At 38.8% G+C, this 14,940-nt stretch carries 9 protein-coding genes and 1 pseudogene; 9 read left to right on the top strand and 1 reads right to left on the bottom strand.

Translation table 11 applies throughout. From position 1 onward, the window contains the following. The first annotated feature begins 74 nt into the window (after positions 1-74). The 5 genes from QUD05_RS19190 to QUD05_RS19170 all read left to right on the top strand — a co-directional run bounded on the left by QUD05_RS19190 (position 75) and on the right by QUD05_RS19170 (position 6,788). Positions 75-1,322: a glycosyltransferase family protein gene (locus QUD05_RS19190; RefSeq protein WP_289797468.1), complete on the top strand. Its 1,248-nt coding sequence runs from the start codon at positions 75-77 to the stop codon at positions 1,320-1,322. A 79-nt stretch (positions 1,323-1,401) separates the two neighbouring features. Continuing rightward, positions 1,402-2,589, top strand: a complete 1,188-nt coding sequence (locus QUD05_RS19185) for a glycosyltransferase family protein (RefSeq protein ID WP_289797467.1) — start codon at positions 1,402-1,404, stop codon at positions 2,587-2,589. A gap of 80 nt (positions 2,590-2,669) precedes the next feature. After that, positions 2,670-3,881, top strand: a complete 1,212-nt coding sequence (locus tag QUD05_RS19180) for a glycosyltransferase (RefSeq protein WP_289797466.1) — start codon at positions 2,670-2,672, stop codon at positions 3,879-3,881. 46 nt (positions 3,882-3,927) lie between these two features. Beyond that, entirely contained in the window at positions 3,928-4,914 is a 987-nt protein-coding gene (locus QUD05_RS19175; RefSeq protein WP_289797465.1) for a glycosyltransferase family 2 protein, read from the top strand. Between the two features lie 26 nt (positions 4,915-4,940). After that, entirely contained in the window at positions 4,941-6,788 is a 1,848-nt protein-coding gene (locus QUD05_RS19170; RefSeq protein ID WP_289797464.1) for an ABC transporter ATP-binding protein, read from the top strand. A 549-nt stretch (positions 6,789-7,337) separates the two neighbouring features. On the opposite strand, the gene QUD05_RS19165 is transcribed toward QUD05_RS19170, so the two are convergent. Further along, positions 7,338-8,579 carry a peptidase gene (locus QUD05_RS19165; protein WP_289797463.1) on the bottom strand — a complete coding sequence of 414 codons (1,242 nt, stop codon included), beginning with the start codon at positions 8,577-8,579 and terminating at the stop codon, positions 7,338-7,340. A gap of 643 nt (positions 8,580-9,222) precedes the next feature. Here QUD05_RS19165 and QUD05_RS19160 point away from each other — a divergent pair. The 4 genes and pseudogenes from QUD05_RS19160 to QUD05_RS19145 all read left to right on the top strand — a co-directional run bounded on the left by QUD05_RS19160 (position 9,223) and on the right by QUD05_RS19145 (position 14,917). Next, positions 9,223-11,297: pseudogene (locus QUD05_RS19160) on the top strand (protein kinase domain-containing protein). Between the two features lie 389 nt (positions 11,298-11,686). Continuing rightward, on the top strand, positions 11,687-12,949 hold the full coding sequence (locus tag QUD05_RS19155; RefSeq protein ID WP_289797462.1) for an O-antigen ligase family protein: 1,263 nt from the start codon (positions 11,687-11,689) through the stop codon (positions 12,947-12,949). Beyond that, positions 12,946-14,091: a glycosyltransferase family 4 protein gene (locus QUD05_RS19150; protein ID WP_289797461.1), complete on the top strand. Its 1,146-nt coding sequence runs from the start codon at positions 12,946-12,948 to the stop codon at positions 14,089-14,091. Before QUD05_RS19155 ends, QUD05_RS19150 begins: the two co-directional genes overlap by 4 nt. Before the next feature lie 310 nt (positions 14,092-14,401). Further along, on the top strand, positions 14,402-14,917 hold the full coding sequence (locus tag QUD05_RS19145; RefSeq protein WP_289797460.1) for an ester cyclase: 516 nt from the start codon (positions 14,402-14,404) through the stop codon (positions 14,915-14,917). The last annotated feature ends 23 nt before the right edge of the window (positions 14,918-14,940 follow it).

Below are 14,940 nucleotides of genomic sequence, written 5' to 3'. Positions count from 1 at the left end.
GACTCATGTAACTTTGGGAAGCTACTTAAGTTAATATGGCATCCATTCACTGAATAACTTAGAGACATTTAACCATGAGACTGATGGTATATTCTCACGATGGCTTCGGTCTCGGTAATATTCGCAGAATGCTGGCAATCTGCACTCACTTACTTGATTCGATTCCAGGACTTTCTATTTTAGTTGTTTCTGGTTCGCCGATGCTGCACAGCTTTCGGATTCCGAAAAGACTAGATTATATTAAATTACCCTGCTTGAATCGTGATACATCAGGTGAATTTTCTGTCAAGTATCTGGATACAGAAATTAATGAGACAGTAAAATTACGCTCAGAGTTAATTTTATCTGCGATCGCTAATTTTAAACCCAATATACTTCTAGTAGATAAAAAGCCTTATGGTATCCGTAATGAATTAAAAGCGGCTATCGAATATCTCAAAATAAAGTTGCCGGAAACTTCCCTAATTCTCCTGCTGCGCGACATTTTGGATCATCCAGATGTGACAATCCCAGAATGGCAAAAGCATAGTTACTACGAAGCAATACAAAAATTTTACGATCGCGTGCTTGTTGTTGGTAATCCCGAAATTTTCGACATTCGCCAAGAATATCAACTACCGCCAATGGTTGCCCAGAAGGTGCAGTTTTGTGGTTATATCCGCAAACAACTAGGGCGTAAAAGTCCAAATCTCATCCGTAGTGAGTTGCGATTAAATCCAGAAGAACAACTCATTTTAGTTACACCGGGTGGTGGCGAAGATGGTTACAGGTTAATTGACACATATTTATCGAGTTTGGTATTGTTACCAGCGTCCCATAAATTACGAAGCTTAATTATATGTGGCTCAGAAATGCCCCCAGAACACCAAGCTGCACTGAAACTGAAAGCTGCTGTATATCCCCAAGTGCAGATAGACGAATTTACTGATGATTTAATGAGTTACATCGCCGCCGCAGATGCCGTAGTTGCAATGGGTGGCTACAACACAACTTGCGAGATTCTTTCAGTGGGTAAGCCAGCAGTAGTAGTACCCAGAATTAAGCCATCACGAGAACAGTGCATTCGTGCAGAAAATTTGGCAAATTTGGGGATTTTAGCAGCGATTCATCCAAATGATCTGACTCCAGATATATTACTGCGATCGCTGTTACAACAACTCCAAACTCCGCAGGTTTCCCAACCGAAAATTAATCTCAATGGTTTGCCCAACATAAGCCAATACATCTCTACCTTACTNAGCAAAAAAAAGAGCGTGATTCCATTTTGCTACAACCCATCTGTACAATTACCGAAATTGGCGATGATTGCCAAAATTGTTTAATTCAAAACTAAGAAAAGTATTTATTTCATCTTCCTTTTGCCTTATTCCAACCATCCAAACTGACAAAGGTGAAACTTTCATGAAACGTATTATGTTTTACTGCCAACATATTTTAGGTATGGGGCATCTGGTTCGCAGCCGCGAAATTGTGCGAGGCTTAACCAAAGACTTCCAAGTTTGTTTTATTAATGGTGGTGAAATAATTCAAGGATTTGAAATTCCTGCTGGTGTGGAAGTTATTAATTTGCCTGCAATTAAAACTGACCCAGATTTTGCTGAACTACAAGTAGTAGATGATGCTTTTAGCCTTAATGAAGCCAAAGAAATTAGAAAAAATCGACTTTTGGAAATCTTTAAGCAATTCCAGCCTGATATTTTGATTGTTGAGTTATTTCCTTTTGGGAGAAGACGTTTTTCTTTTGAATTAATTCCATTACTAGAATTGGCAAAATCAAATAAAGGGTCAACTAAAATAGTTTCTAGCTTGCGAGACATTGTAGTTGTTAAACCTGAAAAACAAGTAAAACACGAAGAAAAAGTATGTAACTTGATCAACCAATATTTCGATATACTGTTGGTTCACAGCGACCCCGAATTAATCCCACTAGAAGCAACCTTTTCTAGAACCAATGACCTAAAATGTCAAGTATATTACACCGGATATGTAGTGCAAGAGCCACCAACAAATCCTATTTTCACTGATGAAGATCAGGAAATTATTAAATCCGACAAACCTCTGATTTTAGCCAGTGTTGGAGGTGGTAGATTTGGTCATGAGTTGCTTGAATGTGTAGTTAATACAGCCCCTTTTTTAGAGAAAATATTGCCACATCATATTCAGGTTTTTACCGGGCCATTCATCCCAAATTCAAAATTTAAGGAACTGCAAAAAATGGCAAAATTTAGTAAAAATCTCTATATTCGACGCTATACTCCTTACTTGCTAAATTACATGAAAAAAGCAGACCTTTCGATCAATATGTCTGGCTATAACACCACAATGAACATTTTAACCACAGGTGTACGAGCGATGATTCTTCCCTTTACAGGTAATCAGGATCGAGAACAAACAATTAGAGCCGAGAAGTTAAGCGATTTAGGAGTTGTCAAATTTATCAATCATAATTATTTGCAACCTGATTACCTGGCGATTAATATTATTAATTACCTCAAAGAGCAGCCTAATAAAATTAGCTTTGATTCTGGAGGAGTTGAAAAAACTGCAAACATCTTAAAAGCTTTAGTAGTCAAGCAAAAAGTTGCCTAGTTTGAGAAAGGGAGTAGGATATATTGATTTGTTATCCAAAATAAAAAATAATAGTAGATAAAATTGCAGAAAATCCAATCATGGATACAACAAAAATTTGTATTACTACGCTTGAATATCCACCCGATTTTGGCGGGGTTGGTGAGTCGGTGCATCGGATTGCAAAGATGCTAATTGACAGAGGCTATGAAGTTCATATTGCAGTGTTTCGCTCGAAACAACGGCTAGTTTCTGATGGAAGTCACAGACGAGCAAGTTGCATATCAACGCTTCAAGATGGTGTGTTTGTGCATCGCATTAAGTCAGCCGTTCGTACTCAGACAACAGAAATTCAAGACTTTTTTAGCGACGTTTATTTTCAACTCAAATGTCTGCATCAAAAACATAACTTTGACTTATTTCACGCCTTTTTTCTAAATGAAACAGGTTATGTAACGACGCTTTTAGCAAAAGAAAATGATGTTCCGGTAATCAATAGTGTTCGCGGTAGCGACTTGCACAAACATATTTTTAATCCTAAAAATCATGCTCAGATAGCATGGATTTTAGAGAATTCTGATTGGGTGACATTTGTCAGCCGTGACTTACTCAAAAGAGCTAGTGTTATTACTCCAAGTGTCAAGTTAAAATCATCGGCTTTCTGGAATTCCATTGCACCTATCGACTTTGAGCAATTCCCCATCCCGTCTTTAGTTAAAGAATTGCCAGGTATTGTTATCGGTTCATCGGGTAGATTCCGAGATAAAAAGGGGATTGAATTTCTCCTCGATGCTTGCGCCGATTTGGGTAAAGAGTTAGATTTAACACTCTTATTAATAGGTGATTTTGTTGATAAAGAACAAGAATATTGGCAGCAACAAATCCAGCAAAGTGAAATTGGTCATCGCCTCCATATTACTGGAATTACCAGCCGCCAAGAGGCTTTGGCTTATTTACCACATTTAGATATTTTTGCGATTCCCTCGCTGAATGAGGGTTGTCCCAATGCCCTGTTGGAAGCAATGTTGGCGAGTCGAGCAATAATTGGCACTCGTGTAGATGCGATCGCAGAAATCATAGAAGATGGTGTAGACGGTTTACTTATCAACCCCGGCAGTACAGAAGAATTAATTGCTGCAATCCGATATTTGGCAACACAACCAGAACTGCGGCAAAAGTTGGGTGCATCAGCTAAGACAAAAGTAACTCAACAGCTTGCCCCATCGGTAGAATATCAAAACTGGATGAATGTTTACCAACGAGTCTTAGGGATATCTGATGCAGGTTTGTTAGGCGAAATATATCTCGTATAGAAAACATTAAGTCGCTTCGCTTTGAATTTAAAATTCAACATTAACCATGAACAAATCACAAATCACAATAATTGTTTCGCAACGTGAGCGATTCAGTTACACCTGCGAATCTTTAGAAAGCATTTACGAACACACTCAATTACCTTTTTCCCTAATTTATATCGATGGCGGTTCACCTCAGCATATCCAACGCTACCTTCAAGAACAAGCGGCAGCAAAAGGATTTCAATTAATCCGCACAGAACATTACCTTTCACCCAACCAAGCGCGTAACTTTGGTTTACAACAAGTTAATAGCGAGTATTTAGTATTTATTGACAACGATGTAATTGTCAGTCCAGGTTGGCTCAACTCCTTACTTGAATGTGCTAAAGAAACAAAAGCGACTGTAGTCTGTCCGCTTACTTGCATTGGCAAGCCTTTGGGGGAAATAATACATTTAGCAGGTGGTGAAGCTCATATTGTTGTCGAGCCACAAGAAACTGGAATTAAGCGACGGGTGCATGAAAAACATTACTTTGTAAATCGGAAAGTTGCTGAGGTACGGCATCAGCTTCATCGTCAACAATGCGAGTTTGCCGAGTTTCACTGTATGTTAGTTCGCACCGAAATTTTTGAGCAAATCGGGCTGTTAGATGAGGGATTTCTAAGCACACGAGAACACATCGATTTTTCTCTAAAAGTGGCTGAAGCCAGAGGTACATTTTACTGTGAACCGACTTCGGTAGTTACTTATGTACCAGGGCTAAAGTTTGAATTGTCAGAACTAGCATTCTTTATGTTGCGCTGGAGTAATGCTTGGGAAATTGCCAGTTTAAAACACTTTTCTAAAAAGTGGAATTTGACAATGAATGACAAGTATTTCAAGAAGCGCTATAAGCGGATGGGGCATCGTCGCCATCAGGGATTTTTAAAACCGTTGCTAAGTCGTCTCACCTTTGGGCAAAATCCCCTGTGGCTGGAGAAAATAGCGATCGCTCTTGAAAGAAAATTAAATTACTATATTAGCGATCGCTATACTCATAATTCGTAAGGTTTTGGAGAATTGGTTGGTATGATATGGCGCATCGAGATCCCAAAAGTCTGAGGGCTGCTTTACCAGGAATTGTGCGGATTTTGCAGCGGTTTTCACCCCAGTTGAGCAAACAAAAGGCGCTGCTAATCGTGTCCTTTGTGGCACTAATAGCTGAGATTTTCTTACACCTGCTGGAACCTTGGCCGCTAAAGTTTATTTTTGATTACATCCTTGTAGCTGGTTTTCAGTCTCAGTCTTTAGGTATTCCCCTACTTTCAGAACTTAGCCCTTTTGCCCTATTAACAGGCTTGACGTTAGGGTTAGTTGCGATCGCTTTACTTCGCGCTACTGCTGCTTACTTCAGTGTGGTGGGGATGGCACTGGCAGCTAGTAATGTGTTAACTGAGATTCGCTCTCAACTTTACAGTCATCTCCAAAATCTTTCTTTATCATTTCACCACAAAGCCAAGACCGGCGATTTAATTACCCGCGTTACCTCCGATATTGAACGACTGCGGGAGGTGACGGTAATGGCAGTATTACCCCTAATTGCCCATTCCCTCACCTTAGCCGGGATGATTTTTGTCATGTTCTGGCTGAATTGGGAACTAGCGCTGATTGCCGTCGCCGTCTTTCCCTTATTTATTTTCTTCACCACCCGCTTGACAAAACGCATCCGGCAAGTAGTGCGATCGCAACGTCAACGCGAAGGGGCAATGGCAGCAACGGCGGCGGAATCCATCGGGGCAATCAAAGTTGTGCAAGCTCTCTCTCTGCAAAATATGCTGGAGAGTAACTTTTCCGGTCATAATCGCCAAAGTTTAAAAGAAAGTGCCAAGGCGCAAAAACTCGCAGCCGGTTTAGAACGGATGGTGGAACTGCTGGTAGGAATTGCCACTGCTTTAGTGTTATGGCGGGGTGTGCAGTTGGTATTGGCAAAGGCAATTACACCTGGGGATTTGCTCGTATTTGTCAACTATCTCAGGATTGCTTTTAAGCCGATGCGGCAACTTGCCAAATACACCGGACAAATCGCTAAAGCTACCGCTTCCGGGGAGCGTATTTTGGATGTGCTGGATACAGTACCCGAAATCCGCGATTCGCGGGGAGCAATGGATGCACCGCCTTTGTTGGGAGGCGTGCGGTTTGAAAATGTCACCTTTGCCTACGAACCAACCAAGAGAACTTTACACAACATCAACTTTGAGGTGCAACCTGGTCAACACGTCGCCTTAGTGGGGCCGTCTGGTGGCGGTAAATCCACCTTAGTAAGTTTGTTGTTGCGACTTTATGACCCATTAGAAGGGCGGATTTTAGTTGATGGTCACGACCTGCGCGCATACAAAGTGCAGTCTATTCGCCAGCAAATTAGCGTGGTGTTACAAGACAGCATTTTATTTGCTGCCAGCGTTAAAGATAATATTGCCTACGGGTGTTTGGGGGCTTCAGACCAAGCAATTGAACAAGCTGCACGTTTAGCAAATGCCCACGATTTTATCATGGCGCTACCCGAAGGCTACGAGACTATTTTGAGTGAGAGAGGGGCGACACTTTCGGGAGGACAACGGCAGAGAATTTCTATTGCTCGTGCTGCTATTCGTCAAGCTGCGATCGCAATTTTAGATGAGCCAACCACTGGTTTAGACAACGAAAATGAACACGCTCTGAATGAAGCACTTGATCGCTTGACTCAGAAATGCACCACTTTTGTAGTTTCTCATAATCTTAGAGCCGTTGAACAAGCCGATTTAATTCTCTACATCGAAGACGGACAGATTTTAGAGCAAGGTACGCATCAAGAATTACTGCACTTAGGTGGAAATTACAGCGCAATGTATACCTGGAAATCTGCGGGAAATTCCCATGAGAGTCCTCATGTAGAGACGCGATAAATCGCGTCTTTAAAGACCAATTATCTACACCAATAACTCTTAAATGAACTTTGTACAATAGACCTGCCTTGAAAATAAGGCAGGAGGAAAAGACATTTTGGGGTTGCATATTTGCGGGATGATTTTACTATTTTTGTGGGATGGGCAACATGAGCGTCCCTTGTATTTCCGGGCGGGCAGGATGCCCACCCCACAAGAATCATCCCTTAATTCAGCAACACCGACATTTTCATTGTTCCTTGTGAGCGCAGCTCATGGAGTCTCTTGCAAAAGTCCCTAACACCCCACCCCCAACCCCTCCCCGNCAAGCGGGGAGGGGAGCGTTTGCNGTTAGCAAATGCGGGGTGGGGTTCTTTATTTTNNNTTTATGCAAGAGACCCCATGAGCTGCGCTCACAAGGAATAATGAAAATGTCTTTTCCTCCTGCCTCCTGCCTTCTGCCTCCTGCCTTATTTTTAAGGCAGGTCTAATGGCATCGAGACTATTACGGTAAATCAAAAATATATCCTACTCATAGCAATAGTCTCAATACCAGAATCGGTAATTACTTCAGAAAATAGTCAATCTATATTTACCGCGTTCCTGTGGATTTTTGGAAGTAATAACTATATAGTATGTATCATCTTCAGGCAACCTCGCTCGGTCAATTAAAGCACTGTAGACACCACTTTTGTCTTTGTCTTTATCGATTGCGATCGTCTGTCCTTTAGAATTTAGCAAAGCTACATAAGGAGAAAACTCTTCATCAACACTATCTACCCGAATACTTATCAGTTGATTTTTTTTACCTTGAAAATTAGAAACATTGTAAGCGCCTCCATTTTGTTTCAAGGTTGAGCTTTTGGCAGTTAGTTGGTCTGATTCATCTAAAGTATAGCTAGCTCTATCATTCCTCAGAGCCAAACTATAGCGACCTGTATCTTGAGGATCTTGACTAGTAACAGCAATCTTGTAAATGCCATTCTTAGGCAGTCGCGCAAAAATAAATGCATCATCGCCACCACTGCTTTTATCCAAAGCGCCTTTTTTGACAATAATATTGTTATCAGGATCGTGCAGAAACAACAAGGGTTTTAAACTCAAGTTATTCGATCTGCGTGTATCATTACTGCCAATCAGTCTAATTTGAACTAATTGATTTTCTCTGCCCTCAAACTCATAGAAATGAAAATATCTCCCTTCAGATTGAAAGTCACTCTTACTTAAAATACCTAATGCAACATCTACAAAGTTAATCTCTTTGTAAGTTGGTGTTGCAGGTGAAGAAATCGCTGAATTATCGAGATTTTGGTTCCCAGTTGTAGCGACATTAGAACTTGGCTTGCGAACTCTCCTGGAGCCACCATTAGAACGATTGGCGTTTGAATTTGCAGTTCTAGTTCCAGAGGATCTAGATGCACCACCACCATTGGAACGATTAGAATTGGAGTTAGAATTCCTACGTCTAGATGCTCTAGGAGTAGAGCTATTATCTGAAACCCTGGAAGTTCGTCGCTGAGAACTTTCTCTATTAGACGATGCACGAGGAGTCTGCTGTATTGGTGACTCAATAGATATCTTCCGTCTTGGAGATATTGATGCCTGAGAAGCAGGAATTTGCTCAATTCCTTTTTTGACTGCTTCTGGTTGTCTCTCATCTGGTGATTTAGCAATTATGAATTCTTGAGAACTGTGAGATTTCACCAAAGCACTTATAGGCAGCACATTACTTGTGATTAACAAACTACTACTCACGCAACCAATTAAAACATTACTTAATTTGCGACGATAGTTTTTGTTGTCTAATAGCATAATTACACTCCTAATTTTGCTGATAATTTTGTCTCTTCCTGAAAGACAAAATTAATACTAGTTGCTGTTTTAAGCACAGCAGTGATTTAAATTGAAAGGGGAATTTAGCGTATATACCTTAGCGGCTTGCTAAAGGCATCGCCTGTAATCCAATGAATTCGTATATCCTACATACCCAAATATTGACCACAATCAAATCGGAAAAATTATATTTTCAATTTAGACTACTAGAGGAAATCTCAATTCCGTAGGTATATACTGAGCTACAAACTTAAATTGCTGCTTTTCGGAATTTTGCCCAGATATTTTTGTAAACCTGACTAAATTGCTCACACAGATGTAATACACAAGCAGACCTAATACCATTTCACGAAAAATCTGATACAGATTTAACCCCTGAAAGCTTTGCTGCATCTAAGTTTTTTAATTGCGAATTGCGAATTGTGAATTGGTATAACGCCCATCAATTCGTCAAAAGGCATAGCTCAAACACAATTTTTTGCAAGTTATCTAAATTGTTCAATACCCGATGAGGTAAGGAAATTGGGGATTTGGATGGTGTCTCAGTGATATTTACTAACAAGAGAGATTATACTGCATGACTTAAGATGAATATATACCCCAACTGAAATGGATTCCCAGTATGCTCTGTTGTGTGAATCCCGATTGCCAAAAACCCTTAAATCCTGATAAAAACAACTATTGCCATAGTTGTAGAGCGGAATTGATACCCCTGCTAGGAGGTCGCTATCGTCCCACTCAGGTTTTATCAGACGAAGGCGGATTTGGTAGAACCTATCTAGCCAAAGATGTACACAAACTGAATGAATGCTGTGTTGTTAAGCAATTCGCGCCAAAACTTCAGGGAACTGGACCACTAACTAAGGCCGTTGAATTATTTAAACAAGAAGCGAGCCGACTGCAAGAACTGGCAGAACATCCACAAATTCCAACTTTATTGGCTTATTTTGAGCAGAATAGCTATCTCTTTTTGGTGCAGCAGTTTATCGATGGGCAAAACTTACTCAAAGAATCGGAAACGCGGGCAAACTATAACGAAACGGAGATTCGCCAACTTTTGCTAGATTTACTGCTTAGGTACTGAAGTTTATCCATCTGCGGGGAGTGATTCACCGAGATATCAAGCCACAGAATATTATTCGTCGTCAAAGTGATGGGCGATTAATCCTCATTGATTTTGGAGCTTCTAAGCTGCTGACAGCAACAGTACAAACTAAAATGGGCACTGTGATTGGCTCACACGGTTACACTGCACTTGAACAGATGCAAGATGGAAAAGCTTACCCAGCCAGTGATTTATTCAGTTTGGGGGCTACTTGTTTTCATCTCCTGACTGGGGTTCGCCCATCTCAACTGTGGATACAGCAGGGTTATGGTTGGGTTGCATCTTGGCGGCAACATTTAACCAGTTCAGGTAGAGAGGGGATTTCTATATCTGTAGAGTTGGGTGAAGTTTTGGATAAGCTGTTGCAACTAGACATCCAAAAGCGTTATCAATCGGCTGATGAAGTCATCAATGACTTGACACCTCAAATACCACCATTGTCATCAGTGCCCCCAACTATACTTACACCAACATTTGCAGCTACCCCAACAAACAAGGTGCCAGTTTCACCAAAATCAAATAACAATCTGAAAAGTCAACTGCTGTTAGTTTCTAGCATTTTAGTGTTGGGATTAGGGGGAGTTTGGTATTTTCAGTCTCGTCCCCAGACAGTCAGCGAGGCTCCTCAACCTATTTCTCAGCCTATTTCTCAGCCTATTCAGCCCCAAAAAAACGTCTCAGAAAATTCTTATCTACCCAAACCCTTCAAGGGGCATTCTAGTGACGTGAATTCCGTAGCTTTCAGTCCTGATGGTACAACCCTTGGCAGTGCCAGTGATGATAAGACAATCAAGCTATGGAATCTGACAGGTGGGCAGGAAATCCGCACTTTAGAAGGACATTCCAATTGGATTTGGACTATAGCTTTCAGTCCTGATAGCAAAATCCTCGCTAGTGGCAGTGCGGACAAGACAATCAAACTGTGGAATCTGGAAACAGGAAAGTTAATCCGCACTTTGGAAGGAAATGGCGACGGAGTTACTTCCGTAGCTTTCAGTCCTGATAGCAAAACCCTTGCCAGTGGCAATGCTAGTAAGGATATGAAAATTAAAATATGGAATCTGGAGACAGGAAAGTTAATCCGCACCTTAGAGGGACATACCAATGGTATTGCATCTGTAGTTTTCAGTCCTGATGGTAAAACCCTTGCCAGTGGTAGCTGGGATAGAACAATTAAATTGTGGAATCTGGGAACAGGAAAGTTAATCCGCAGCTTAGAGGAAAGTCCAGAGTCGATTCTTTCAGTCGCTTTTGCTCCCGATGGCGTCATCCTTGCCAGTGGTAGTAAAGACAAGACAATTAAATTGTGGAATCTGAAAACAGGAAAGTTAATCCACACTTTAAAAGGACATAATGATAAGGTTAATTCTGTCGCCTTTTTGCGAAGTGTAGGTTCAAATGCTATCACCCTTGTAAGTGGCAGTAGTGACAAGACAATCAAACTTTGGAACCCAGTCACAGGAAAGGAAATTCGCACTTTGGAGACAGGTTCTGGATATATTTATGCCGTTGCCATTAGCCCAGATGGACAAACCATTGCTGATGGTGGAAGTGGTGAGAACATTCTCAAAATTTGGCAGATGATTAATTAAAAATATCTGATAGTGTACATTCGGAATAGATTGCGACTTTGTTGGGTTCTACCTCAGAAAGAATATTTAGCTGTGCAAAAATATCAAATTAATCATAGCTTCAAAAGATGATATTGGCGAAGACTGTATTATGGTAATATTCTCTACGTGTTCAGGATTATAGCTTGAAAAAAATATCAAAATCTATCCATAAACCTGCAAAAGTGGGTTTATATAGGTTTTATTCTGTCAAAAAAATATCGTAATAATTCAGGAGCCAGGAGCCAAAATAATTGTAAAATCAAGCGTATAATAACTTCTTGATTTTATTAAAATTATTAAGTTTGGGTATTAACGTCTTCTAACTTCTGGATTCTGAATTCTTACAAAATATCTTGAAATAAAAGTTTATGATTAATATATTTTTTCTACTCATACTATTTTCTTCACTTTTAGGCCGAATCAAATTTCCAGGAATAAATATTGGTATTCATTATTTATTACTTCCTGCATTTAGTTTTGGAATCATTAGTTTATCTTTCAAATCTCTACCAGAAGTTGTTAAGAAGCATAAAATAATTTTGATATCTATAAGTCTCATGTATTTGTGGATGTGGCTGTCCTCATTAATGAGCGAGTTTCCAAATATTGCTATTACTTATAGTCTAAAATACTCAAGTTATTATATATTGTTTTTTGCTTTTTTAATATTAACGTTTAAGAAGATAACACTACCATCTCTAACATTTTATTACCGTTGCATATTGCACTTACTACAGATAATTGCAGGTTTGGGTTTTTTAGAGGTTTTCTTTCCCAACAACTGGATTTTTAAATTCTTAAAGTTCCCTAGCTTTTATCCTGAGATTGGTTCCATTATGCAAAACCCTAATCAGTTTGGGGTCATAGTCGCCATTGGATTATGTTTAAGCCTGATTTTAGAAAAACAGAATAAAATTTCTAAAATTGAATTAAATATAAGCGAATTCATTTTTATAATTCCCTTAGCTTTGTCTGCCAGTGGGAATGGGTGGGTAATTTTTTTAATTGGGATATTTCTTTTGCTGATATATAAAATTATTAGTTTTAGAAAAATGATTTATCTAATAAGCCTGTTGTTTTTATTCATTGTAACTGCACCAGTTTCTACATGGAGACTTGGTTTAGCAGACAGTAAAATATTTCCATTAATTAATTTATTTTTAGAAAATTCAAATTCAGTAAATCCAAACGAAAAAAAGCCTCATACTCTTGTATTAACAGGTTCTTCAAGGTTTCAAATCTGGCAGGCAGCTATTAATGAAACTATTAAAAGACCACTTACTGGTATAGGTATAGGGGTTTTTCCAGACCAGATAGGAGTCAATGTTTGGGGAAAGAAAGGTTATCACGCACACAATATATTTTTAAATGTGTCGGCAGAACAAGGAATTCCTGGATTATTACTATTTACTAATTTTTTAGCGAAAATAGCATTTAAAGTTAAATATGCTAATCCTTTAATTACTGTTCCGATTATTATGTTTTTAGTGTCTCAAATTCTAGATTTTTTTGCTGAAGACTATACTTTTACAACTATTGAGTTTTATTTTATAGCAGCAGCTATCAATTTTAGAAAAGATGTTGTCACGCAATTACAACCTGAAATTATTGAAAATACCAAGAAACTATGAGTGCTAAACCTCGTCTTTACCTAATATTTCCGAATATATTTGATTTCAAGGGAGGTATTCAAGTTTACTCAAAATTTTTGCTGAAAGCTTTACAAGATATATATCCTGAAGCTGATTATGATGTGTTTCTCAAATATGATAAGTATAGTTTAAAACAACTAGATAAATTGCAGTTTTTAAATTCAACAAGATTTCATTATTTTGGAGATTTACCAAAATTATTACAACCAATTTTATTTGCCGCAAAAATAACTATTTTAGCTATTCTTCAACATCCCATTATAGTTATTTCTACTCATGTTAACTATGCGATTGTTTGTTATATTCTCAAATTTTTCACTGGAACTCCTTACTGGGTCGTTGCTCATGGCTTAGAAGTTTGGGATATCGAAAATAAGGCAACACAATTCGCTTTAGAAAAAGCAGATAAAATCATTAGTGTTAGTAATTACACTCGCCAGCGCTTGCTTCAAGATACAAATATTGATTCAGAAAAAATAGTTATTTTACCTAATACATTTGATGCTAGTAAATTTTTAATAAATTCTAAACCTACCTACTTACTTAAGCGATATAACTTAACAGATGAACAGCCTGTAATTTTAACAGTAACGCGGCTAGGAAGCATGGCAAAATACAAGGGTTATGACCAAATCCTTCATGCTTTAATTAAAGTGCGATCGCATCTCCCTAATGTTCACTTCATTCTTGCAGGTAAAGGAGATGATATACCTCGAATTAAAGCTTTAGTTACCAACTTAAATCTACAAAATTGTGTGACAATTGCCGGCTTTGTTCCAGATCAAGAATTGTGCGATCATTACAATCTCTGTGATGTTTTTGCTCTGCCTAGTAAAGGAGAAGGATTTGGAATCGTTTTTCTAGAAGCTTTAGCTTGTGGTAAACCTGTATTGGCGGGTAATCAAGATGGTTCTATAGATCCCTTAGCTGACGGGAAGTTGGGATGTTTGGTCGATCCTGATAACGTTGAAGAAATTGCCGATAATCTAATTCAAATCCTGCAAGGTGATTGTGCTAATCCAATAATTTACCAACCAGAATATTTACAACAAAAAACTATTGAAGCTTTTGATTTTAGTCAGTTTCGCGCAAGTTTAGCAAAGTTAATTAGTGATAAATAGTTACAATTTAAGAAAATTTGGTAAAAATAATGGACGACTCAGTATTTGTTATATTTCTTGCCTTTGGATTTCTTTGGGTTTTGATGGGAGTTGTAGGTTGGATTGCGTTTCTCAAATCTGAGGGTGAGGAAATTAAGTTTGGTAAGTGGGGGCTTATAGTTGCTATTCCAATCTTAATACCAATAATTTTTACTCTGATTATTGGTGTATTTTATCATTAATAAAATGGGCGATTGCTGGGCAAAACAGCATAATAGACGGACAATGAATGGGACAATAAATTACTTAGATCAGCTATTTGTCAGATTGTATGTGTAGAGAAATAAGTCCAACTGAACAAAATAAAGATATCGTTCTTCAGTTCTATGGAGCTTTCGACAGCCGAAATATTAGTCAAGCCCTGGCGCTTCTGTCACCCAATTTTGTTGCTCATATGGCTGGTACACCTGCTCCTCTTGATGGTGAAGGTTTTAAACAGTTTGGCATGGCTTTTTACTTAGCCTTTACCAACGGTCAACATACATTTGATCAAGTGCTTGTTGAAGGAGATAAAGTTGTTACTTGTGGAACATTTACAGCTAGGCATCTAGGTGAATTTCAAGGTCTTCCTGCAACAGGTAAAGAAATTAAGTTATCAATCATGCATATTGATCGCGTTGAAAACGGTAAAATTGTAGAGCATTGGGGGCAAGGCGATGCACTTGGATTAATGCAACAGTTGGGTATTATCTTTTTACCAGGGCCTGCCCTTTTTCCGCATATTTTGAAAAGTCTTTTATCCAAGCTGTTGAATAAACCAATAGGAATTAATAACTTAGGAGTATGATGTTTATTCTTAACACCAATGTT

Source organism: Nostoc sp. GT001, assembly GCF_030382115.1.
Taxonomy (GTDB): domain Bacteria; phylum Cyanobacteriota; class Cyanobacteriia; order Cyanobacteriales; family Nostocaceae; genus Nostoc.
This window is presented reverse-complemented; position numbering and strand designations above follow the sequence as displayed.